22 protein-coding genes are annotated in these 22,485 nt (G+C 62.8%); 8 read left to right on the forward strand and 14 right to left on the reverse strand.

The features are described from left to right. Nucleotides 1–92 precede the first annotated feature (92 nt). The 8 genes from BLS26_RS04300 to folE form a co-directional block, all read right to left on the reverse strand. Nucleotides 93–884: a cytochrome c gene (locus tag BLS26_RS04300; protein ID WP_092508737.1), complete on the reverse strand. Its 792-nt coding sequence runs from the start codon at nt 882–884 to the stop codon at nt 93–95. Beyond that, nucleotides 881–2,506 (reverse strand): b(o/a)3-type cytochrome-c oxidase subunit 1, encoded by a 1,626-nt coding sequence (locus BLS26_RS04305; protein WP_092508739.1) that lies wholly within the window; start codon nt 2,504–2,506, stop codon nt 881–883. Before BLS26_RS04305 ends, BLS26_RS04300 begins: the two co-directional genes overlap by 4 nt. Continuing rightward, nucleotides 2,496–3,059 carry a cytochrome C oxidase subunit II gene (locus tag BLS26_RS04310; protein ID WP_092517597.1) on the reverse strand — a complete coding sequence of 188 codons (564 nt, stop codon included), beginning with the start codon at nt 3,057–3,059 and terminating at the stop codon, nt 2,496–2,498. The genes BLS26_RS04305 and BLS26_RS04310 overlap by 11 nt, the downstream gene beginning before the upstream one ends. A 2-nt stretch (nt 3,060–3,061) precedes the next feature. Then, nucleotides 3,062–3,238 carry a hypothetical protein gene (locus BLS26_RS36225; RefSeq protein ID WP_172804540.1) on the reverse strand — a complete coding sequence of 59 codons (177 nt, stop codon included), beginning with the start codon at nt 3,236–3,238 and terminating at the stop codon, nt 3,062–3,064. A gap of 8 nt (nt 3,239–3,246) precedes the next feature. Beyond that, complete coding sequence (locus tag BLS26_RS04315) at nt 3,247–4,452, reverse strand: cytochrome c (RefSeq protein WP_092517599.1); 1,206 nt, start codon at nt 4,450–4,452, stop codon at nt 3,247–3,249. Between the two features lie 58 nt (nt 4,453–4,510). Beyond that, nucleotides 4,511–5,185: a cytochrome c gene (locus BLS26_RS04320; protein ID WP_371361062.1), complete on the reverse strand. Its 675-nt coding sequence runs from the start codon at nt 5,183–5,185 to the stop codon at nt 4,511–4,513. Between the two features lie 150 nt (nt 5,186–5,335). Next, entirely contained in the window at nt 5,336–5,776 is a 441-nt protein-coding gene (hisI, locus tag BLS26_RS04325) for a phosphoribosyl-AMP cyclohydrolase (protein ID WP_244541840.1), read from the reverse strand. 30 nt (nt 5,777–5,806) lie between these two features. Further along, on the reverse strand, nt 5,807–6,511 hold the full coding sequence (gene folE / locus BLS26_RS04330) for a GTP cyclohydrolase I FolE (protein WP_092508741.1): 705 nt from the start codon (nt 6,509–6,511) through the stop codon (nt 5,807–5,809). Nucleotides 6,512–6,755: 244 nt separating this feature from the next. On the opposite strand from folE, the gene BLS26_RS04335 reads away from it, so the two are divergent. Beyond that, complete coding sequence (locus BLS26_RS04335) at nt 6,756–7,205, forward strand: iron-sulfur cluster assembly scaffold protein (protein ID WP_092508743.1); 450 nt, start codon at nt 6,756–6,758, stop codon at nt 7,203–7,205. A gap of 175 nt (nt 7,206–7,380) precedes the next feature. Here BLS26_RS04335 and BLS26_RS04340 read toward each other — a convergent pair whose 3' ends face one another. Further along, nucleotides 7,381–8,313 (reverse strand): hypothetical protein, encoded by a 933-nt coding sequence (locus BLS26_RS04340; RefSeq protein WP_092517605.1) that lies wholly within the window; start codon nt 8,311–8,313, stop codon nt 7,381–7,383. Between the two features lie 237 nt (nt 8,314–8,550). On the opposite strand from BLS26_RS04340, the gene yidD reads away from it, so the two are divergent. Continuing rightward, entirely contained in the window at nt 8,551–8,901 is a 351-nt protein-coding gene (yidD, locus tag BLS26_RS04345) for a membrane protein insertion efficiency factor YidD (protein ID WP_092508745.1), read from the forward strand. A gap of 81 nt (nt 8,902–8,982) precedes the next feature. After that, a complete protein-coding gene (locus BLS26_RS36230) occupies nt 8,983–9,147 on the forward strand; it encodes a hypothetical protein (RefSeq protein WP_172804541.1) in 165 nt (54 codons plus the stop codon). 32 nt (nt 9,148–9,179) lie between these two features. On the opposite strand, the gene BLS26_RS04350 is transcribed toward BLS26_RS36230, so the two are convergent. Then, on the reverse strand, nt 9,180–10,394 hold the full coding sequence (locus BLS26_RS04350) for a hypothetical protein (protein WP_371361063.1): 1,215 nt from the start codon (nt 10,392–10,394) through the stop codon (nt 9,180–9,182). Between the two features lie 5 nt (nt 10,395–10,399). Further along, entirely contained in the window at nt 10,400–11,770 is a 1,371-nt protein-coding gene (locus tag BLS26_RS04355; protein ID WP_092517607.1) for an APC family permease, read from the reverse strand. A gap of 321 nt (nt 11,771–12,091) precedes the next feature. On the opposite strand from BLS26_RS04355, the gene BLS26_RS04360 reads away from it, so the two are divergent. Beyond that, a complete protein-coding gene (locus BLS26_RS04360) occupies nt 12,092–13,399 on the forward strand; it encodes an alpha/beta hydrolase (protein WP_172804542.1) in 1,308 nt (435 codons plus the stop codon). A gap of 159 nt (nt 13,400–13,558) precedes the next feature. Further along, a complete protein-coding gene (locus BLS26_RS04365; RefSeq protein WP_092508751.1) occupies nt 13,559–13,891 on the forward strand; it encodes a GrlR family regulatory protein in 333 nt (110 codons plus the stop codon). Nucleotides 13,892–13,916: 25 nt separating this feature from the next. Here the strand turns inward: BLS26_RS04365 and BLS26_RS04370 are convergent, their stop codons facing one another. Next, nucleotides 13,917–15,080 carry an MFS transporter gene (locus tag BLS26_RS04370; RefSeq protein WP_092508753.1) on the reverse strand — a complete coding sequence of 388 codons (1,164 nt, stop codon included), beginning with the start codon at nt 15,078–15,080 and terminating at the stop codon, nt 13,917–13,919. Between the two features lie 64 nt (nt 15,081–15,144). Then, nucleotides 15,145–16,473, reverse strand: a complete 1,329-nt coding sequence (locus BLS26_RS04375; protein WP_092508755.1) for a hypothetical protein — start codon at nt 16,471–16,473, stop codon at nt 15,145–15,147. Between the two features lie 315 nt (nt 16,474–16,788). Between BLS26_RS04375 and thrS the strand changes: the two genes are divergently transcribed. The 3 genes from thrS (at nt 16,789) to BLS26_RS04390 (ending at nt 19,716) form a co-directional block, all read left to right on the forward strand. After that, nucleotides 16,789–18,834 (forward strand): threonine--tRNA ligase, encoded by a 2,046-nt coding sequence (gene thrS / locus BLS26_RS04380; RefSeq protein ID WP_092508757.1) that lies wholly within the window; start codon nt 16,789–16,791, stop codon nt 18,832–18,834. Beyond that, on the forward strand, nt 18,834–19,049 hold the full coding sequence (locus BLS26_RS04385; protein WP_092508759.1) for a hypothetical protein: 216 nt from the start codon (nt 18,834–18,836) through the stop codon (nt 19,047–19,049). Before thrS ends, BLS26_RS04385 begins: the two co-directional genes overlap by 1 nt. A 106-nt stretch (nt 19,050–19,155) precedes the next feature. Next, nucleotides 19,156–19,716, forward strand: a complete 561-nt coding sequence (locus BLS26_RS04390; RefSeq protein WP_092508761.1) for a nitroreductase — start codon at nt 19,156–19,158, stop codon at nt 19,714–19,716. Nucleotides 19,717–19,832: 116 nt separating this feature from the next. Here the strand turns inward: BLS26_RS04390 and BLS26_RS04395 are convergent, their stop codons facing one another. Beyond that, a complete protein-coding gene (locus BLS26_RS04395; RefSeq protein ID WP_092508763.1) occupies nt 19,833–22,310 on the reverse strand; it encodes a bifunctional diguanylate cyclase/phosphodiesterase in 2,478 nt (825 codons plus the stop codon). Nucleotides 22,311–22,485 lie beyond the last annotated feature (175 nt).

Raw genomic sequence — 22,485 nt, forward strand, 5'->3', positions numbered from 1 at the left:
TTGGCCCCCACGAGCTCCCGATCGCAAAGGCCAGTGTTACACTGCAGCAATCATGGTTAACGGCGAGTTAAGAATTAGTTCACGCTGCCCCGTCAGGGCTGGGCCTCGTAATAGTGGGCGACCTGGTCGATCTCGTCCGCCGTCATCTGGCGGGCGATATTGCGCATCTGCTGGCTGATGTCGTTGCGCCGAGTCCCGGACGCGAACGCTTGCAACTGCGCTTTGACATAGACGGCCGACTGGCCGCCAAGCCACGGGCTGCCGGCCTTGTTGTCGATGTCGCCGTGGCAGGAGCCGCAGGGTGCGATGTTGCGCATCGGCGCACCGGTCGTAACGATCGCAGGCGCAATAATCTTCGGGTCCAGATTGCTCGACGGCACCCGCGGCAAATAAGCGTAGTAGGCGGCGACATCGAGCATGTCCTGGTTGCTCATGGTGGCCGCGAACGGACTCATGACCACATTGACCCGCGCGCCGGTCTTGAAGTCGTTCAGTTCCTTGTAGGTGACCGCGGCAAACTGCCCGGCAAGGTTCGGTGAATTGGCGTCGCTGACGCCCTGCGGCCCGTGGCAGATCGCGCAGCGCTGCGCCAGCGTCGCGCCGCGGCCGATCGAAACCTGATTGGGTTTTGTGAGCATCTCCGAGGTCATCACGACATTCGAAGTCTTGAAGTCGGGCTGAATCGCGTTTCCTTGCGAAGACACCCTCGGCACGCCGGCAGCACTACAGATCGCGTCCCAGATGCCACTCAGTTTCAGGTCCGGCTGCGCCAGCGGCAGCAAGATCAGGCCGGTGATGGTAGCCAGAACCGCGATGCCGGCGGTAACGCCGACGCTGATGCTGAACCAGGGATTGCGGCGCGAGAACAGCGGCTGGTCGCTCATCGGCTGGCTCCGACATAGACCGCGGGCACGTTGGTTTCCTTCAGCACCATCAACTGCGCAATCGGATAGCCGTAATTGACGACCGTAAGACCGACCATCAGCGCCAGCCAGAGCCCAAAGCTGTTCAGCGCGGCCGGGATCCGCGCCGGCATGTGCAGGGGCACGGCGAAGCGGTAGGCGTCCGCCTCGCTATTGGCGGCCCACTGGCCGCGGATCAGCACGGTGAGAAACAACGCGCCTGAAATCAGCAGAATGAATCCGCCGACCGCCGACATCGCCACCGAAAACGCCTGCGGCGAAATCGCGGGATTGGCGTAGTCGTAGAATGCCATGCGGCGCGGCATGCCGAGAATGCCGACATAGTGCCACGGGAACGTGGTGACGATCATGCCGATGAACCAGAGCCAGAGCTGCGTGCGCATCAGCCCAAAGCTTTCCAGCGCGCGGCCGGTGAGATGCGGCCACAGGTCATAGGCGATCGCAAAATACATGATGACGATGGCGCCGCCGAAGATCAGGTGGAAATGGCCGGTGATCCACTGCGTGTTGTGGATGCTGGCATCGAGCTGATAGCTCATGTTGATCAGCCCGCCGGCGCCGCCGAAGCCGAGCATCACCAGCGACAGCGCGGTCGCCAGCATGATCGGGTTTTGCCAGGGCAGCGCGGTCACCCATCCGAACGCACCGCGGCCGCCGCGCAGCCGGCTGGCAATCTCCGCCGAAGCGCAGATCGTGAACACCGTCAGAAGCGTCGGCAGTGCGACGAGGCCGGTGAACACCGAATGCATGAACTTGAAGCCGGCGCCGACCTGCGGATCGGCAAACAGATGATGCACGCCGATCGGCATCGCGACGACGACGAACAGGATGAAGGAAATCCGCGCCATGGCGTCGCTGTAGAGCCGGCCGCCGATCGCGCGCGGAAAGATCGTGTAATAGGCGATGTAGGTCGGGATCAGCCAGAAATAGACGATCGCGTGCAGCGTCCAGGAAAAGAACACCCGCGCCAAGCCGGCATCGATGGTGTCCTTCAGCCCGAGCGCCACCGGCAATATCTGGAAGATGATTTCGAGCGCCGCCCCGACCGCGGTCCAGCCCCAGAGATACGAGCCCGCAACATTGGCGAACATCGCCAGCGGCACCGGCTTGTCCGGATTTTCGCGCTTCCAGATCGCCATGTTGATCGACATCAGCGCGACCCATATCCATGAGCCGACCACGACCATCACGACGCCGATGTAATAGAAGGGATTGCCGACCATCGGCGGATAGAACGTATACAGCACGGAGGCGAGCCCGAGCGACACCGGGATCATCGCCACCACGGCGCCGACCGCGACCAGGAAGAACCCGGCCCATGCCCAGCGGCGGCCGACCAGCGGCTTTTCCAGCGCGGATTCGGTAATCGCATAGCCGAAGCCCATCGCAACCAGGGTCGGAAACACGTAGCCCATTGCTGAGCCGTGCGCGGTGACCGAGCGATAATAGAATTCCGGATTGAAGTGCCAGGCATTCAGCGGGCTGCGCACGAACATCTGCCAGGCGCCAAGCACCAACGCCGCGCCGAACACGATGAAGGCGAGCCAGAAATGCGCAAGGATGAGCCGCTTGTTAGTCAACACAGATCAGCCTCCGCTTCGACGCCATCAGGTTAAGGAACGCGGTTTTGTCGACCACCTTGACCTTGCCCCACATGCCCTGATGCCCGATGCCGCAAAATTCCTGGCACGGCATCACATGATCGCCCGGCGCCTTGAAGCGGATCGGCAGTTCGGAGACGTAGCCCGGCACCAGCATGGTGTTGATGTTGGTGCCCTCGATCAGAAGACCATGCACCACGTCGGCGCTGGTGGCGCGGAACTTGATCGGCGTTTCCGACGGCACCACAACGCATTGCGGCGTGAAGGAATATTGCTGACCGATCGCGCGCACGGTAACGGACCCGTCGGCCTCGACCGAGCTCCCGAGATTGCTTTCGACGAACTCGCCGGAAAGATGCAGCGTCTTCGGGTCCGCGGTTTCGACATGGCCCTGCGGCATCGTTGCCTGATGGATGCCGATATAGGTCGCCATGCCAACGAGAACGCCGACGATCACGATCGACAGAACAGCCCATCGCCGCTCGATGCGGGCGGCGACCGCTTCGCCGATGCCGTGGTCTACCTCGCTCGTCATGGTCACACGCTCCGCGGCAGAAACACGAACAGATAGAACGCAAACCACAACGCGATCACGACCGCGGTCGCGATGCCCGCCACCGCAACGGCGCCGCCGGGACCGGAGCGGACGATGGCGTCGACGCGCTCTTCCTCGGAGCCAAGTGTCGCCGCCTGCGGCGGGGTTGAATTGATCATGACGCGCCTCAGTTCAGCGTTGCCGCGCGAAGTTCATTGGCCTGCCGCGCCGAAACCGGCTCGCCGCGATTGCCCCAGGACGTACGGATGTAGGTAACGACCGCCGCGACCTCGTCGTCGGACAACCGGTGCGCAAACGGTGGCATGCCGTAGGGCATCGGATTGCCTGACGTGCCCGGCGGATAGCCGCCATTGAGCACCATCCGGATGGCGTTGACGGCCGAAACCATCTGGATCGACTGGTTGCCGGCCAGCGGTGGGTAGTGCGGCGGCATGCCGAGCCCCACCGCGCCGTGGCAACTGGCGCATTCGCGATCGTAGATCTGCTTGCCGAGCGAGAGCAGCAGGCTGCTTTCCGCCGACGGCAGCGGCGTCGACGGCTTCTCCGGCGATGTGCCCTGCGCGAGGCTCTTCAGATAGACCGCCATCGCGCGGGTGTCGTCGTCGTTGAGATATTGCAGGCTGTTGTAGACCACTTCCGCCATCGGCCCGTAGACCGCGCCGCGGGTCGAAACGCCCTTGCGCAGATAGTCGGAGATTTCCTCGAGGCTCCAGTCGCCGAGGCCGGCTTCCTTGTTCGAGGTCAGCGAGGGTGCGTACCAGTTCTGCATCGGAATCAGCCCGCCCTCGAAGGCCTGCGATTCCGAACTGCCGCCGAGCGCGTTGATCGCGGTGTGGCACATGCCGCAATGGCCGAGCCCTTCGACCAGATAGGCGCCCCTGTTCCAGTCGGCGGACTTGGTCGGATCGGGCTTGAACTCGCCCTCCCTGAAGAACAGCGTGCGCCATCCGAGGATCAGCGAGCGGTTGTTGAAGGGAAATTTCAAGTCGTGTTCGCGGTTGGGCTGCTTCACCGGCGGAATCGAACGCAGGTAAGCGTAGATCGCGTCGCTGTCTTCACGCGTTACCTTTGTGTAGGACGCAAACGGCATCGCCGGATAGACCAGCCCGCCATCGGGGAAGCGCCCGTTGTGCATCATCTGGAAAAACTGGTCGGACGTCCACATGCCGATGCCGGTTTGCGGATCGGGCGTGATGTTCGAAGTATAGAGCGTGCCGAACGGCGTCTTCATCGGCAGGCCGCCGGCAAAGGTCTTGCCTTCACGCGCGGTGTGGCAGGCGATGCAATCGCCGGCACGGGCGAGGTATTCGCCCTTTTTCAGGAGCGCCGCATCCTGCGCATTGGCCTGTGTCACGCCGATCAGCAGCAACATGGCGGCGAAGGCCGGCAGCAGCGCTTTCAAGGTTCTCGGCACAGGCGCGATCTCCTTTTCAGTTCGGCTCACTGCCGCATGCCAGCGGCATCGGCAGGCTGCCTTGCTTGGCGAACGACGGGTCCGTCGGCGCCGGACGCGACGACAGGTAGGCGGCCACTGCCTTGACGTCGTCTTCGGTCAGGAGGCCTGCGACGATCTGCATGCAGTCGGGTACCGCCGCCGTCCGTGTGCCGTAACGCCAACCGCCAAGCTGCGCGCTGATGTAGCTTGCGCGCAGGCCGAGCAGACCCGGGATCGCCGGCTCCATACCGCCGAAGCTCGCGCCATGGCAGCCCGCGCAGGCCGGCACGCCGCGCTGCGGATCGCCGCCGGTCGCGATCTGCTCGCCGCGCGCGAGGATTTCCTTGCTGACGGTGGGAATGGCCGGCGGCGGAAACGGCGGCCGCAGCGAGGCAAAATGTTCGGCGATCTTCTTCAGGTATTCGTCGGGCAGGAATTCCAGCAGATAGTTCATCGGCGGGTATCTTCGCCGCCCGTCCCGGAACGCCACCAGCTGGTTGTAGAGATAGCCTGCCGGCTTGCCTGCCAAACGCGGGAAGTAGACGTCGCTGGTGCCCTCGCCCTCGGCGCCGTGACACGACGCACAGGCCAACACGCGCGCGGCCATGGTGTCGGGCGCGCGCTCGGTGGCGGGTGTCTGCGCCTGCACAGCGCCAAGCGGCAGCGCGATCGAAGCAAGCAGCGAAACTATCGGCAGGAATCGATGCGTCACCGTTATTGCCCCATCTCGACGACGAGATGGAACACTTGCACATCACCTCCACGGTAGCAACGAAGCTCAATGGCTTCGCTGCCCGGTTTTGACATGGATCAATTGAATCTATTTGCGATACACGTCGGCCGGATCGAAATGCCTGTCCGCATCGACAAATGACAACCGTGTGTCGCCGCCGGCACCGTCGATCTTGCGATAGAAGCAGGAGTGCCGCCCGGTGTGGCAGGCCGCGCCGTGCTGCTCGACACGAATCCAGATCGCGTCCTGATCGCAATCCATTCGCATCTCGATCACGCGCTGGGTGTGTCCGGAGCTCTCGCCCTTGCGCCACAGCGCCTGGCGCGAACGGCTGTAGTACCAGGCTTCGCCGCTCGCGATCGTCTTGCGCAGCGCCTCGTCGTTCATGTGTGCGACCATCAGCACGTCGCCGGTCACGGCATCGGTCGCCACGCAGGTCAGAAGACCCGACGCGTCGAATTTGGGCTGGAATGCCAGCCCCTCCTCGCGGTCTTTAGTTTCAGCGTCTTGGATATCAGCAGTAGACACGGGCAGCCCTCGCGGAAATCGAAGCGAGGGTCAGCGCAGCCCTCGCACCATGGACAGGAAACGCGCCTGCTCCGCCGGATTGTCGCGGAACATGCCGGTATAGCGGCTGGTGAACGTCATCGCACCGTGCTTGGCGACGCCGCGCACCGACATGCAGGTATGCTCCGCCTCGATCACGACCGCAACGCCGCGGGGTTTAAGAATTTCGTCGACGGCGGCTGCAATCTGCGCCGTGAGATGTTCCTGGGTCTGCAGGCGGCGTGCGAAGATGTCGGTCAGCCGCGCCAGCTTCGACAAGCCCACCACCCGTTCGACCGGCGTATAGGCGATATGCGCCCTGCCGTAGAACGGCATCATGTGATGCTCGCACTGCGAGGTGAATTCGATATCGCGGATCAGGACGAAATCGTCATAGCCCGCGGTCTCGCCAAAGGTGCGGTCGAGCACCTCGGCCGGGCACTGGTGGTAACCCTGATAGAGTTCGTCGAAGGCCTCGACCACGCGGCGCGGGGTATCCAGCAAACCCTCGCGGGCGGGGTTCTCGCCGATATAGTTCAGCAGCGTGTGCACGGCCGCTTCGGCCTCGGCACGCGACGGGCGCGGCTGGTCGGCGCGGACGGCGGCGGCCAGGAATTCAGAGGGATCGAGCTCGGCGGGGCGGGGTTCCGGCGCCACGTCAGGCGCCTTGATTTCGGAGCCCTTGCCGGGGCGGAGGGATTTGATCAGCGCGTCCATGTCTTCTCCGTTCGACCGGTCCTTGGGACCGGAGTGTCACCGGGCAGACGGGGCGGTTTGGCCGCCGGGCGCCTGAGTCCCATCATATTATACGATGGCAGCCGAATTTGTTGCCGTTTCGGGTGCCGCCTGCGAAACGGCCGGGCTGTTTTTCCGTCGTTCCTGTCCATATATAGGACGGTGAAACCCTGTCGCCAAGGGACATACAAGGGCACTTACGCAGGCCCGCCCGGGACCCCGATCTATGCTGAACGACATCTACAACAAGCGGATCATCGAACTGGCGGGCAATATCCCCCGCCTCGGCCGCCTCCCCGATCCCGACGCCAGCGCCACCGCCCATTCCAAGCTGTGCGGCTCGACCGTCAAGATCGACCTCAAGATGGACGGGCCCGTGGTCACCGATTTCGCCCATGACGTAAAGGCCTGCGCACTCGGCCAGGCCTCCTCCTCGATCATGGCAAGCCACGTCGTCGGCTCGACCGCCGGTGAGCTGCGCGAATTGCGCGAGACCGTGCGCAAGATGCTGAAGGAGAACGGCAGCCCGCCGCAAGGCAAATGGGCCGATATCGGCCTGCTCGAACCGGTGCGCGACTACAAGGCCCGCCATGCCTCGACCATGCTGACCTTCGACGCCGTGGTCGACGCCATCGGCCAGATCGAAGCCAAGGCCAGCCAGCCGGCCTTGGCGTAAGTCGTCATGCCCGCCAACGGGTCTCGCCTTCGGCGAGCCCGATGACAGGCTCCGGCGGGCATCCAGTACGCCGTGAATTCTCGATTGATCTCAAAAGCCGCGACGTACTGGATCATCCGCCCCAGTGCGCAATTGCGCACAAGGCGGATGATGACACCGTTTGTGCAGTTTGACTTTACTTCCCGGCCTGGCCCGGCCCGGTCGCCGCACCGCCGGTCGGAACCACCGCCTCGGCGGTCTTGGTTGATTTCACGACCTGCGGCGGCGCATCGCCTTCGACCGCGGAACTGACGAAGCGGTCCTGGGTCGGCTTGGCCTTCACCTCAGTGGGTTTCAATTCGGCCACCGGGATCGACGAGCTGTCATGTGGCAGCACATCGGCAACCGCGTCAGTGGTGACGAGATGGGTCAGCCGCAACTCGGTCGCCGACAATTCGTGCAGGTCTTCCCAAGGTGGCACGCTGAGTGCGAGCGACAACAAATCGCCGGCGCCGCCCATGTCAAACGTGTATTTGGCGAGACGGCCGATGTCCCGTTCCACGATCATCAGATCCTGCGCGTTATAGCTTGCCGCCTTGGCATCGTCGGCGCGATCGCCCATCCAGATCTGGTGGACGCGGACGTGGGCCTCTTCCGGCACGTAACGGGCCTTGCCCGAGAGCAGCAGGAACACGCACATCGACTCGCACCAGGCGTGCGGCACGATGCGGGCGCGTTCGCCCTGCGCGGTCTGGGTCCGCACCGTGACGCCGACCGTCGTCATCGCGCCGAGACTGCGGAAACGCCGTCCGAGCGCGATGGAATCGTTGACCGAACCGCCGCTGGAATCCAGCACGATGGTGGCGCCGTCGAGTTGGCGGTCACGCGCGAATTCGTCGAATTCCTTGGGACTGTCAGAGGTGACGATGCCGACGGCGGAGATCCAACCCTTGCAGTCGGGCTGACACGCGGCCCAGCTGAAGTGCATCGGCAATTTACGTTCTTCAAGGGTCGTGCCGGCCAGCGCCGAATTGCCCAGCGTCGTGATCACGCCCGGCAATCCGAGACAGATGGCGGTGGCGCCGAGAAGCGCCCAGCCGCGAATTTTTTGCGACCTGACAAACCTCAATTTGGTTCCTTCCCCCAAGCCCGATAAACGAGCGGTGGCAATGGCCCCCGATTAACGCTTCTTGATTCTGTCATCGAAGCGTTATCAAAACGGTAACCGTGCTGACGTGTAGCGTCCATAAGACCTTTGCTGCAGCGCCGCTCGCGCGGTGCGATAATTGCAAACTGTGGCGTAAATATCTGCGCGGACTTGGTTCCCTGCTTGGGAACCACCGGAAAACTACGTACATAGTTCAACATGTCGCCAGCAGATCACCCTTCGTCACCTCACAAACTATGCACGGAATGTGCCAGCACCGTGCAGCGCCTGCCGCGCAACGCCGGCCGCGCGCTGATCTGGGTTTACAGACATACGCTGTCGCCGCTGGTCGGTTACAACTGCCGGCACCTGCCGACATGTTCAGTCTATGGCGACGAGGCGATCGAACGTTTCGGACTATGGGGCGGCGGCTGGATGACGCTGGCGCGGATATTGCGCTGCCAGCCCTGGGGAACTTCCGGGATCGATAACGTACCGCAGACGAGACCGCCGAACGCACGGTGGTATGCGCCATGGCGCTACGGACGCTGGCGCGGCGTCAACGCCTGATGCATTCGCATTGCTGACCCGCGTGGAACTTTGGTTCCCGTCGCACATTGTTTTGATGCTCCCGCAGGGAGGAAGCAAACAATGCGCTGGAAAATCAGCCACAGCCATGACCCCCGGCAGATCGACTTGCTGGCGATCCTTGTGTTGATCGTCGTGATCGTAGCCGCCTGGCGTTACTTCGGCGACAGACCCGAGCCACAGAATCCGACAGCCTTCATCGTGCCCAGCCAAAGCGTGCGATGGTAATTGCAGGCGCGATGGCAATCGAAGCGACGCGATCAGCGGCCGAACCAGAAGAAACCGTTTCTGGGCTGCGGCCCGACCGGCGCAGGCGGTCGCGGTTTCCGCGGGCGTGGCGGCGGTGATGGCGGCTCTGTCGACGAGGTCGCCGCGGGACTCGTGGTGCCGTCATCCGGTAGCCTGACCGACAGCAGCACATTCGATTCATGCGTCCGCCAGCGATAGCCGATGCCGAAATCGATGGGCTGCGCCCGCCGGAACAGTTCGGCGTAGGATTCCTGATAACGCCCCGGGAATTCGCTGATCGGTCCGGCGTAACGGCCGAACGGGAAGAACCGCCATTTCTTCGCGCTGTAATAAGTGAGCGGAATTCCGGAGTCGTCCTGGATGATGGTGGTGCTGTTGGCGAGCAGGAAATCGCGCGTCGTGGTGAAATTGCCGGAGTGCAGCAGATAGGACGCGCTCTTGATCAGGCTGTTGCCGGGCGCCAGCGTGGCGCAGAACTTCAGGAAGCCGCTCGCCCTGACGCCGGAATTGGAAAGGTCGGTCGAGAAATAATACAGAGTCTTTTCGGCTCCATCGGCGCCTGCAAACATGATGCGCGTCCCGCGCACCGCACTGGCCGGACCTTCGCCAACCGGATGAACCACGCCCTGATCGTCGATCGTCACCGGCGTGACCGACTTGAGCGTCTTGCCCGAGCGCGCCAGAAACACATAGAGCACCGGCAAGGTGCCGCTGATCTGGCCGGCATGCAGATCGACCTTCATCTGCTTGGTGATGAAGAAGCTGAAGCTCAGGATCGAACCCATCGAGTGTTCGACGTTGTAGAGCGCCGCACCGATGCCGCCGCGCGGCAATTTCGTCAGATCCGGCACCGAGCCCGGCGGTTCCAGCGCGGCCAGCACGTAGGTCGTCGCCTTGGGATAGAAGGCGTTGGCATAGAGAAAATCCGGTCCCGAGAACATGTAAAACATGGTCGGCCGCGGCGCCGCCAGGTTGGTGTCCGACCAGGCGCGAATTCTTGATATCTGGCGCTGCTCGAGCTGAGCGAAGGCTGAATCGAAGAATTTTGCGTGCCGCTGCCAGCTGGGGTCCTTGGTGAGCGGCATCAGCGGCGAGTCGGCCGACGGCATCATTCCGGCGAGAAATTTCGCGGTGTCGTCGATGCTTGCCGCGTCGGCGGCACGGCCGGAAGATACGGCCGCGAACAGGAACGCAGCGACCAGGGTTACAACTCGCACAGATTGCATCATGCTCATTCGCGACCCGGCACCGATGTCGCGGGCTCGCCTGCCCGCCGGCGGAAAACGGCGTAAATCAAAAGTGCTGAAAGCATGATCAAAATACCAAAGGCCGACTGCAATGGGCGCTGGGTCAAAAGATAGTACATCATGAAACCGGTCACGAGCAGGAAAACCGCTGGCGTCACCGGGTATCCCCAGGCGCGATAGGGCCGCGGCAGGTTCGGCTGCGTGATGCGCAGCTTGATGACGCCGAGCACGGTGAAGAACGAACAGAACAGCAGCGCAAACTGGATGAAGTCGAGCACGGCCTCGAAGCTGCGCGTAAACAGCATCAGCGTCGCGACGACAAGTTGAAACAGGATCGCGTAGGCCGGTGCGCCACCGGTCGACCTGACGGAAAACACCCGCAATATCGGAATGTCCTCGCCCATCGTCATCATCACGCGCGGTCCGATCCACATCATCGCGCTGATCGAGGAAATCAGCCCCAGGCAAATCATCGCGCCGACGATGCGGCCACCGAACGCGCCGAAAATGTGACTGCCTGAAATCCGGGCAACATCGAGTTGCCCCGCCAGTTCGCCGATCGGCGCGGTGTGCAGAAACACGGCATTGAGTGCGACATACAGCACCAGCACGATCAACGTCCCCGTCAGCATCGCGCGCGGCACGTTGCGCTCCGGCTGGTGCACCTCACCGATGATGTAGGTCGCGGCGTTCCAGCCGGAGAACGAATACATCACGAACACCAGGCTGATCGCGAACGGCGCGCTGGCGATATAGCTGAAGTCGGAAGCGGACGGCGCGAAGCTGACCGGCTGCGGCGTGCCGATCACGAATCCGCAGACCAGGAAGGCCACGATCAGCAACACCTTGAGGATGGTCGCGATCAACTGAAAGGTCGAGGAGTGGCGGACGCCGGTCAGTTGCACCAGCGACACCAGCCAGACCACGCCAACAGCAAGCAACAGCGGCGGCGCGTTGGGGAAGACCGATTTGCCGTATTCGCCGAACGCCATCGCGGCCAGCGCCACCGGCGCCGCGAAGCCGACAGTGGCCGACACCCAACCGGCCAGAAAACCGAAGGCCGGGTGATAGGCCCGGCCGAGAAAGTTGTACTCGCCGCTCGAGCGCGGAAACATCGCGCCGAGCTCCGAGTAGGAAAATACCCCGCACAGGGCGACCACGCCGCCGACGGTCCACAGCAACAGGATCGAAAAGCCGGACGGGATGTCCTTGACCTGGAATCCGAGGCTGGTGAAGACGCCGACGCCGATCATGTCGGCGACGACAATCGCGATCGCTACCAGGACCGAAACGGTCGAGCCGCTGCCGGGGAGCGGTCCGGTCAAAGCCGCGCTTCCCGTATCTGATGCCGCCATATCGGACCGTACCTTCAGTGCCGCACGCCTGAATGCCTTCATGGTGCAGGCTGCAGCCGCCCAATTCAAGCAGCGTTAACAATGATTTAAATCGAAGTCAGATTCGGTGTCTAAATACCTTTCGCCAAATTGTCGCCATGGCCGGCGCGGTGCGACTTTGCGAAAGGCGCGTGGCAGGCCCACAATCGCGACACGATTTCATGGTCTCCTTATGGCTTCCGGATGTGGGGAGTTTTTCCGGAAGCTTAACGTCGCCTAAACACGTACGAGGATACGCCGTTAACGGTTGATCTCTTGGGTAGTTCTTGGGGCAAGGGGTGGATGGTCGGAGCTAATCCGAAATTCCAGATTGCTGATCGTGCCTACCCGGCAGCTTTGCCGGGCACACGTCGTCATGCCCTGCCCGTACACCATGTCTTACCCGTTCGGCGGCACTGGCTTGCGATGGCTGCGTTGTTTGTGCCGCTGTCGTTCGTTCTGGTTCAATGCGGCAAGGCACCAAGCGCCGGCATGCTGGCGGCGAACTCGCAGGGCGCCGGCGACAGCTTCGATGAACGCTTCCCCAAGCCGCAATTCAACGACCGCTTCCCCACCGCGAACGAAAGCCTGACCCAGATTCAGAAGCAGGTCGCGCTCGCACCGCCCCAGCAGCGCACGGTTCGCACCGAGCCGATCCGGGTGGCATCGCTGAACCCGACCTTGACCCTTCCCAAGCCGACCGAGCGCGAAGAATTGACCACGCTGGTCAGCATGAAATCGTCCGCCTTCCCCTATTTCGGCAACAATCCGCGCTCTGACGCCCCGTTCCTCAATATCTCGAACGGCGAACGCAAGGGCCACCGCAGCTACGGTGGCCGGGTCTACTGGCAAAATGAGACCTACAACGACAACCGCGTGCTGGTACATGTCCCCGAGACGTTCGATGCCCGCAAGCCCGGCGTGATCGTGGTGTTCTTCCACGGCAACGGCGCGACGCTGGAGCGCGACGTTCGCGACCGGCAACTGGTTCCGCAGCAGATCTCGGATTCGGGCGTCAACGCCGTGTTGCTGGCGCCGCAGCTCGCGGTCGACGCCGCCGATTCCAGCGCCGGAAAATTCTGGGAGCCCGGCGGCTTCAAGCGCTTCATCGATGAGTCGGCCAGCCACCTCGCCCGTCTCTACGGCGATCCGAAGTCGGCGCAGACCTTCGCCAACATGCCGATCGTGATCATCGGCTACAGCGGCGGTTTCCTGCCGACCGCGTGGAGCCTTGAGGTCGGTGGCGTCTCCAACCGCGTCCGCGGCGTGTTCCTGCTCGACGCCGTTTACGGCGAACTGGACAAGTTCGCATCGTGGATCGAGAAAAACCGTTCCGGCTTCTTCGTCAGTTCCTACACCCGCTACACCAAGCCGCGCGACCGGGAGCTGATGGAGATGCTCCGCGGCAAGGGCATTACCGTCACCGAGAACATGGATGGACCGCTACGGCCCGGCAGCGTTGTGTTCGTGCAGACGCGCGACGGCGTCAGGCATCGTGATTACGTGACGCAAGCCTGGACGGAACATCCCGTCAAGGAAGTTCTGGCGAAGATGGCCGAACAGCCGGCGTTCACCAGAATGGCCAGCGCGCCGTCGCCTGCGAACCGGTAACCGGCGCCGCGCTGTCCTAACTCCCCCTACCCACGGTTTCGCGCGAAAAAGCTTCGCATAAAGATGTGATGTTGATGGTCGCGTGATTTGCGTCACGCCGCATTGTTCGGCGAACGCACGCGCCATAGGGTACGGCCATCAGGGGATGCAATTTCGGGGATGGGATTGCAGGAAGGCTTATACAAGGTTGAATTTCATACTGTTCATGGAACCGGCACCGGCGTGATTTACGCCATCAACGGCAAGCCCCGCGGCGGCAATTCGGCTTTCGCCTTTATCGGAAGCTATGCCGACAAGCCCGACGGCCTTCAAGCCAGGGTGACGACGCAACGCCACAATGCCGATCCGGCGTTCAAGCCGCTGTTCGGAACCGACATGATCACGCTGACGCTGAAGGGGGCGGAGGATGGCAGCATGGTGGACTTCGAAGGCGCTGCGCTGCAATTGCCCGGCGTTCGTTTCCGGGCGATCCTGACGCGGATATCGGACTAACTCCGATAACGGTTTTCGGGAAAGGTCACACCCGACCAATCGTTTCCTTCGGTTTGGTCAGGAACACCATCACCAGCGCCAGCACGACAAAGGCCGCCGCGACGTAGCCTGCCGCGTGCAGGAGGTCGTGCGCGTACAGAAAACCGCCGATCGCGGATCCGACGGCCTGGCCGACATAGAGCACCGACGTGTTGAGCGACACCGAGGCGGACGCAAGCTGTGGTGCCGCGCCGACCAGCCGCACCTGCTGCATCGAATTGGTCGAAGCAAAGCCCAGCCCCCAGATCGAAACCGCCGCCACCATCAACGGATAGATGCCGGCGCTAAGCGCCCACCCGGCGACACCGGCCAGCAGCAACACCGTGAACAATACCGATGTCTTCCAGGCGCCCCAGGAATCGACGATCCGGGTAGCGATCGCAATGCCGATGAAGCCGCACATGCCGTAGCCTGCGAACGCCAGGCTGATCGCGTCGGGTCCGGCACCGGTCAACTTAGCCAGCAGCGGCCCCATGAAGGTGAACACCACGAACTGCCCGGACATCTGCAACGTCGTGATCGAAAGCAACGATATGATCGTCCGGTTGCGGCCGACATCGGTCCATGTCTTGAGATCGACCGGCGACCCCATCAGTCCGCCCGGCAGGCGCCATGCCAGCAGCAGGAAGCTCAGGCAGCCGAGCACGCCAATGCCGCCATAGGTCGTGCGCCAGCCGTAACGGCTGGCGACGAACGTAATCAACGGCAGACCGATCGCCGCCGCGAGCGACCAGCCGAGAAAGATATAAGCGATGGTAGAGCCGCGCTTCTGCACCGGCACGATCAGGGCTGCGGTTCCCGCCGCCTGCGGCGTGTAGAGGGCGCCGACCGCCAGCATGATCAGGCGAAGCACCAGCAGGCTGCCATAGTCAGGCGCGAAAGCGGAGGCCGCATTGGTGAGCGCGAGCACCAGCAGCGTCACCGTGAGCAAGGTGCGGCGCTCGATCCTCGAGGTCAGCCATGCGGAGACCGGCGAGCCGATGCACAGCACCACCGCGCCAAAGGTAATCAGCAATCCGGCGGTCGTGACGCTGACGCCGAGACCGTCTGACAACTCCCTGAGCATGCCGGCCGGCGCCAGTACCGAGCAGCCGGTGACGATGTTGCCGAGCATCAATGCAGTGGGAGCGAAGCGTTTCACCGCGTGCATATATCATCTGGCAACTTTAATGCAACTGCATCCACCTCAATCTAGGCCGACGCGCGCGATGCCATCAATGCGCGGCCGGCGTTGCCACCGCAGGCGACACCGGCTTCACGCCGGGCCACATGCTGCCTGGTTCAGGCCGTGTGGCCGTCACACGCGCCGCCGGTGATGCGATGAAGGCGGGCGGCCCGGAAGAGCGCGGGACGATCGTCGGTTCGCCGGCCCGGCAGGATGCTGCCACCTTTTTCCACGTGTCCTCGAGCCCGGCTGCGTCGAACTCCAGTTTGCTCTGCGTGGGATTGCCGTTCGCCAGCTGAATATTTTCTTCGATCTGTACGCGCGGCGTCGACAGCAGAGTTATCAGCGTGTCCGACTCCATGATCAGGTTCCAGAATGCATAGTTGCCGGCCGTACCGCCCGCCCTGAGGAAAGAGAACCGCTTCTCCGGACCGAGCAGCAACTCCACCGAATTGGCGGGTTTTACATCCTTGCTGATCTCGTGAAGAAATGTGAGACGGGCGCCATCCCCGTTGCGACAGGCAAGCCGCCACCCTACCCTTCGAAAATCAGAGCTATCGGGCTTTTTGACGAGAGCGGTCTTGAAAATACTGCCGCGCGGCAAAGACTCCAGCGTCCACGGTCCTTCGATGGTGGATCGTGTGTCGATGCCGAAACGGTAAAGTTCGGCCCGTGTCAGGGCGTGAATGCTCTCGAATTTTACGGTCTTGATCAGGTCGTCCAGCTCACGACTGATGCCCATGGAAGCGACAAAGGCCGCGCGCTCGCGGTTGGCTTTTTCCATGCCGCGTTCCCTGAACTGCTCTTCCAGCCGCGGCGGCGGATGGCCGTGCACCACCAGTGTCAGCCTGGAATTATGCACGCCTACCACCGCGTCGGTCGCGACCTCGCGCGTCGTGGCGCCGAGAAACAGGTAGCTGCAGGCCGAGTTGCACATCGCATTGCGAGTCTCCAGTTGAGCCTCGACCTCACCGCCGCCGGTCTTGATCTTGAGACAGGCCGCGTCAACCTGGGTCCCCCCCGCGCAGGCGGCAGCTACGGTCCGGCCGATCCGCGCGATCGCCTTCCGGCTGCGCAGCAGGCGGCCGATGACATAGGATTGCTCGACAACGCCGCCCGGTGAATGGAAATAGATCGGACGCTTCGTGTCTTTGACTGCGGAAAGGAAGCGACGAACCCGCGCGGCAGCCTCCGTGTCGACTTCGCCTTCAGCGGCAATCCAGCGATCGCAGCCCGGCCCGCATGAATCGGCCGGGCCCTTCGCGTTATAAATGATGAACTTCGGCGCAAATCCGTGCTTTTCGGCTTCCGATGGTTCGGCGCGGAGCTCGCCGTGGATCAGCAGCAATGCGACGACGAGGAGAAGACGGGAAATCATCAGACCGGAACAACCAGGCCAAAGTGCGGGAACAGGTAGTGAGGCTAGACAATGCACGTCTGCCTAGCAACCCTTTGTCGAAGACTGCCGCCCTGGATGACAAGCGGATGACCGCCAATTGTCACGACCGCCAAACGGCACCGGCACGATCTCCGGCCACGCCGTTTATTTTGCAGCGACGAATTGCAACCTCAATCACTCCCTGGGACCGGCATCGTCAGCTCAAGAACCGGATTGCAACGCCCGAATCCCCTGCTATACCGCTGCTTCCGCTTACCTGCGCTCGTTCGCAGGAGTGAGCTTGAGGAGACCGATATGCCTGACCAGAACACGCCTGCCCCGGGATTCCAGTATGGCCTTGCGAACTTGAAGCCGGCCGATCCCCAGATGAAAATCGCCGTCACCTTCCCCGATGGCGCCACCCGCGAATATCCCAAGGACACCACGGGCCTCGATATCGCCAAGGGCATCTCGCCGTCGCTCGCCAAGCGCACCGTGGCGATGGCGCTGAACGGCGTCATCGCCGACCTCAACGATCCGGTTTCGCACGATGCCAGGATCGAGCTGATCAACCGCGACGATCCCCGCGCGCTGGAACTGATCCGGCATGACGCGGCGCATGTGCTGGCCGAAGCCGTGCAGACGCTGTGGCCGGGCACGCAGGTGACGATCGGCCCGGTGATCGAGAACGGATTCTACTACGACTTCTTCCGTAACGAGCCGTTCACGCCGGAAGATTTCGCCGCGATCGAAAAGAAGATGCGCGAGATCATCGCGCGCGACAAACCGTTCACGAAAGAGGTCTGGTCGCGCGAGAAGACAAAACAGGTATTCCGCGACAAGGGCGAGGCCTTCAAGGTCGAGCTGGTCGACGCCATTCCCGGCGACGAACCGATCAAGATCTATTTCCAGGGCGACTGGTTCGACCTCTGCCGCGGTCCGCATATGTCGTCGACCGGCAAGGTCGGCACCGCCTTCAAGCTGATGAAGGTCGCGGGCGCCTATTGGCGGGGCGACAGCAACAACCCGATGCTGACGCGTATCTACGGCACGGCGTTTGCCAAGCAGGAAGAACTCGACGCCTATCTGAAGCAGATCGAGGAAGCCGAGAAGCGCGATCACCGCCGGCTCGGCCGCGAGCTCGACCTGTTTCATTTCCAGGAGGAAGGCCCAGGCGTCGTGTTCTGGCACGCCAAGGGCTGGACCATCTTCCAGGCGCTGATCGCCTATATGCGGCGCCGCCTGACCGGCGATTACAGCGAGGTCAACGCACCGCAGATCCTCGACAAGAGTTTGTGGGAGACCTCGGGCCATTGGGACTGGTACCGCGAGAACATGTTCGCGGCGCAATCGGCCGGCGACGAGGCCGAGGACAAGCGCTGGTTCGCGCTGAAGCCGATGAACTGCCCCGGCCATGTGCAGATCTTCAAGCACGGGCTGAAGAGCTATCGCGACCTGCCGTTGCGGCTGGCCGAATTCGGTGTGGTGCACCGCTATGAACCGTCGGGCGCCATGCACGGCCTGATGCGCGTGCGCGGCTTTACGCAGGATGACGCGCATGTGTTCTGCACCGAAGCCCAGCTCGCCGAGGAATGCCTCAAGATCAACGATCTGATCATGTCGACCTATGCCGATTTCGGCTTCGAGGGCGAACTCACGGTCAAGCTGTCGACCCGGCCCGAGAAGCGCGTCGGCACTGACGAGATGTGGGACCACGCCGAGCGCGTGATGGCGACGGTGCTGCAGGAGATCAAGACCCAGGGCCACAACCGCATCAAGACCGAGATCAATCCCGGCGAAGGCGCGTTCTACGGCCCGAAGTTCGAATATGTGCTGCGCGATGCCATCGGTCGCGACTGGCAATGCGGCACCACGCAGGTCGACTTCAACCTGCCGGAGCGTTTCGGCGCGTTCTATATCGACGCCGATGGCTCCAAGAAGGCACCTGTCATGGTGCATCGCGCGATCTGCGGCTCGATGGAGCGCTACATCGGCATCCTGATCGAGCATTTCGCCGGCAATTTTCCGCTCTGGCTGGCGCCGGTGCAGGCCGTCGTCACCACCATCACCTCCGAGGGCGACGAATACGCCAAGGTGGTCGCGGCCGCCGCCCGCCGCGCCGGCCTGCGGGTCGAGATCGACCTGCGCAACGAGAAGATCAACTACAAGGTCCGGGAACACTCGCTGGCGAAGATCCCGGCGCTGCTCGTGGTCGGCAAGAAGGAAGCCGAGGCCCATTCGGTCTCCATCCGCCGCCTCGGCAGCGAAGGGCAGACGGTATTGCCGACGGCTGAAGCGATTGCAGCACTGGTCGAGGAGGCAACCCCGCCGGACGTGAAGCGGGCAAGGCTGGAGGCCTGATGGCCGAAGGCACCGAAGAACAGGAATTGCCGGCCTATCCGATCCGGGCGTATCAGCTCATCCCGGATCCGAATCAGCCGGCAGTGGTAGCACTCGCGATCGAAACCGATCAGGGCCACAGCCTGTTCCTGGCGACCAGGGCGATCCTGGAAGACCTGGGCAAGGATCTGCTGGAGCGCGCGGCGAAGATGCCGCCAACGCCGGGCAAGACCTGACGCAGGTTACGCATCACAATCGGTCTAAACTGGCTTTCGGCGGCTTCGTGGCCACCCTATCTCCGTGCTAGCTGTCCCCGATCCCGTTCGACGAAAGAGACTCTTCGTGCCCGACGCCCTTGAACTCCTGAAACTCCGCCGCTCGGTAAAGCCCCGCGAAATGAGCGGCCCCGGCCCGTCCGCGGACGAACTCGACACCATCCTGACCATCGGCGCGCGGGTGCCGGATCATGGCAAGATGACGCCGTGGCGCTTCATCGTGTTCGAGGGCGACGCCCGCGTCCGCGCCGGCGAGATCATTGCGCGGGTTTTCGCCAAGAAGAACCCGGGCGCGCCGACCGCCGACATCGAGATGGAAAAGCGCCGGTTGATGGACGCGCCGCTGGTAATCGCCGTGGTGAGCTTTACCAGGCCGCACCCCAAGGTGCCGGCGTGGGAGCAGGAACTGTCCGCCGGCGCCAGCGCGATGAACATCGTCACCGCGGCCACCGCGCTCGGCTACGGCGCCAACTGGCTGACCGGCTGGTTCGCGTTCGACCGCGACGTGCTCGATGGCTTTGGGTTGAAGCCGGACGAAAAGCTCGCCGGCTTCATCCATATCGGCACGGCGAAGCCTGCCGAAGACCGCCCTCGCCCTGCGCTGTCGGATATCGTGACGCGGTTTTAGCGGGTAACCAACTGCCGTCATTGCCGGGCTTGACCCGGCAATCCATCACCTCATGAAGATGGCTTTTCCTGAAGAAGATGGATGCCCGGATCAAGTCCGGGCATGACAGGCTTTGATCACGCCGCCTTCGAGGCACTCGATGCGAAGCCCGCCAACAACGCCGCGATTTCGGCGGCCGGCCTTGCCGCGCTGAACAGAAAACCCTGCACCTCGTTGCAACCTTCGGCACGCAGCCAATCGAGCTGGTCGGTGGTCTCGACGCCTTCGGCCGTGGTGGTGATGTTCAGGCTGCGGCCGAGCCCGGAGATCGCGCGCACGATCGCGACGCAATCGTCGCGCTCGGCCAGATCCTTCACGAACGAGCGGTCGATCTTGATCTTGTCGAACGGAAAACTGCGCAGGTAGCTCAGGCTGGAATAGCCGGTGCCGAAATCGTCCATCGATATACTGACGCCGAGTTCGCGGAGCTGATGCAGGATCGCCAGATTGGCTTCGGTCTCGGCAAGAAAAACCGACTCGGTAATTTCAAGCTCGAGCCGCTGCGGCGACAATCCGGAGCGCCCCAGCGCCGAGATCACCACCTGAACCAAGTTGCGGCTGCGGAACTGGACCGGCGACAGGTTGACCGCGACCTTGACGTCCTTCGGCCAGTTCATCGCCTCGGTGCAGGCCTCGCGCAGCACCCACTCGCCGAGTTGAACGATCAATCCGATGTCCTCGGCGACCGGAATGAAATCGGCCGGCGAGATCATGCCCTTGTCGGGATTGCGCCAGCGCAGCAGCGATTCAAACCCGCTGATCCGGTTGGCGGCGATATCCACCAGCGGCTGGTAATGCAGTTCGAACTCGCCATTGGCGAAGGCCCGGCGCAGGTCGCGTTCCATGTCGCGGCGCTTTTGCGCCTGCCGGTCCATTTCGCGTTCGAAGAAGCGGTGGACGCCGCCGCCATCCGACTTGGCCCGATAGAGCGCCATGTCGGCGTTGCGCATCAGTTCCTCGGTTGTGGCGCCGTCGCCGGGCGACAGAGCGATGCCGATGCTGGCGCCGACGACGACCTCGAGACCGTCGAGGTCATAGCCCGCGCTCAACACCGCGATCAGCCGGTCGGAAAAATCGCTGACTTCATTCGGCGAGACTCCGGAGGCCAAGACGATGGCGAATTCGTCACCGCCAAGCCGGGCGACGAGGTTGTCGCCGCGAACCTCGGACTTCAGCCGCTCGGCCACCGCCTTCAGCAGCCGATCGCCAATGGGATGACCGAATGAATCGTTGACGTTCTTGAACAGGTCGAGATCGACGCACAGCACGGCCACACGCTTGCTGCCGGGTTTGCCGCGTTCCAGCGCCTCGCGAAGCCGATCCTGATAGTAATCCCGGTTCGGCAGATTGGTCAGGCCGTCATGGTGGGCCATGTGGGCGATGCGCGCCTCTGCCTTGCGGCGCTCGGTGATATCAACCACGGCCACCAGATAGCCGTCGCGGCCGTCGAAGGCGACCCGCCGCCCGAAGGTCAGCACATGGATTTCGCTGCCGTCGGCCTTGAGATGCCGCCAGTCGTGGCTCGAATTGTAGACGTCGCCGACCTGCTGCAGCGCTTGGCTATGGGTGGCCCATTCGTCTTCCGGCCAGATCTGGCGAAGCTGCATGCCGAGAAAGGTTTCGCGGCTGTAACCGTAATGCTGCACGGCGGCGTCGTTGACGCCGATGAACTGCGTGGTCTCGGCGTCGAACACCCACATCGGCATCGGATTGTTGTCGAACAGGAGACGGAACGAAACCTCGCTGCGCTTCAGCGCCGTGACGTCCGAGAGCGTCAGCGACAGCATGTCGCCGAACGCCGTCACGCCCAGCCGCAGACAACGGTCCGCACGATCAATTTCAATCTGACCGCCATTGCCGTCGCGGATGATGTCACGCAATTGCTGGATCACCTCCGGCGCGCATAAGAGGTTTCCGCCGTTGCCGAGCCGGTGCCAGAGCAGCGCGGTCGACGGCTGCTGCAGCAGGCGGGCCGCGCCCTGGTTGAGATGGACAATCTGGAAATCGGACGGCTGCCCGCTGGCATCGCGGATCGCCGCCAGCGACAGCACACCATCGTCGGTTGCGGAGAAAATCGTGTCGAGCAGATTGTACTGGGTGTCGCGCTCGTTGACATAGGCACCGATCAAGGTGCTGCCCCAGCGCGACGATGTCGGCAGCGCCAGTACGTCGTAGGTCCGGACCAGCCCGTCGCGCACGCAATGCGCCGACGCCAGATAAGGCCGGTTGTTGGCAAGCGCGTTCGATGCCGCTTCGCCGAGTGCGGTCGCGCAATCCGGCGGCAACGCGCTCAGCGGAATATCCCAGCGCTCGTCATTCAGCCATTGCTGGACATAGCGGCCGGTGTGCGAGACCGCGAGCGCTCCTTCATTGCCCTTGAGCAGAATGATGTGATCTGCGAGCCGCCCGAGACTGCCGAGCATGACGTCTTCATAGCGGGGCAGCGCTTCGCCCGGACGCAGCGCCGCCTTCCATTTGCGTTGCAGGACCGGAACATCGCCAAACATATCGTTATTGGATTTCTCAGTCCCTGACGACTTCTTCGCCATCACCATGACCCCGCCCCGCTACGCCAACGCCTCAACAAATGGCATCCAATGCGGCGGGGTTTAAAGCCGTGTAAAAATGCGCAGTCGGTACGGCTGATATGGCGATTATGACAGTTTTAAGCCACGCGATGGTTAGTGCGAATTAGAGACTATGACAGTGGTGAAATGATTTGCCGATACA

Source organism: Afipia sp. GAS231, assembly GCF_900103365.1.
In the GTDB taxonomy this organism is placed as follows: domain Bacteria; phylum Pseudomonadota; class Alphaproteobacteria; order Rhizobiales; family Xanthobacteraceae; genus Bradyrhizobium.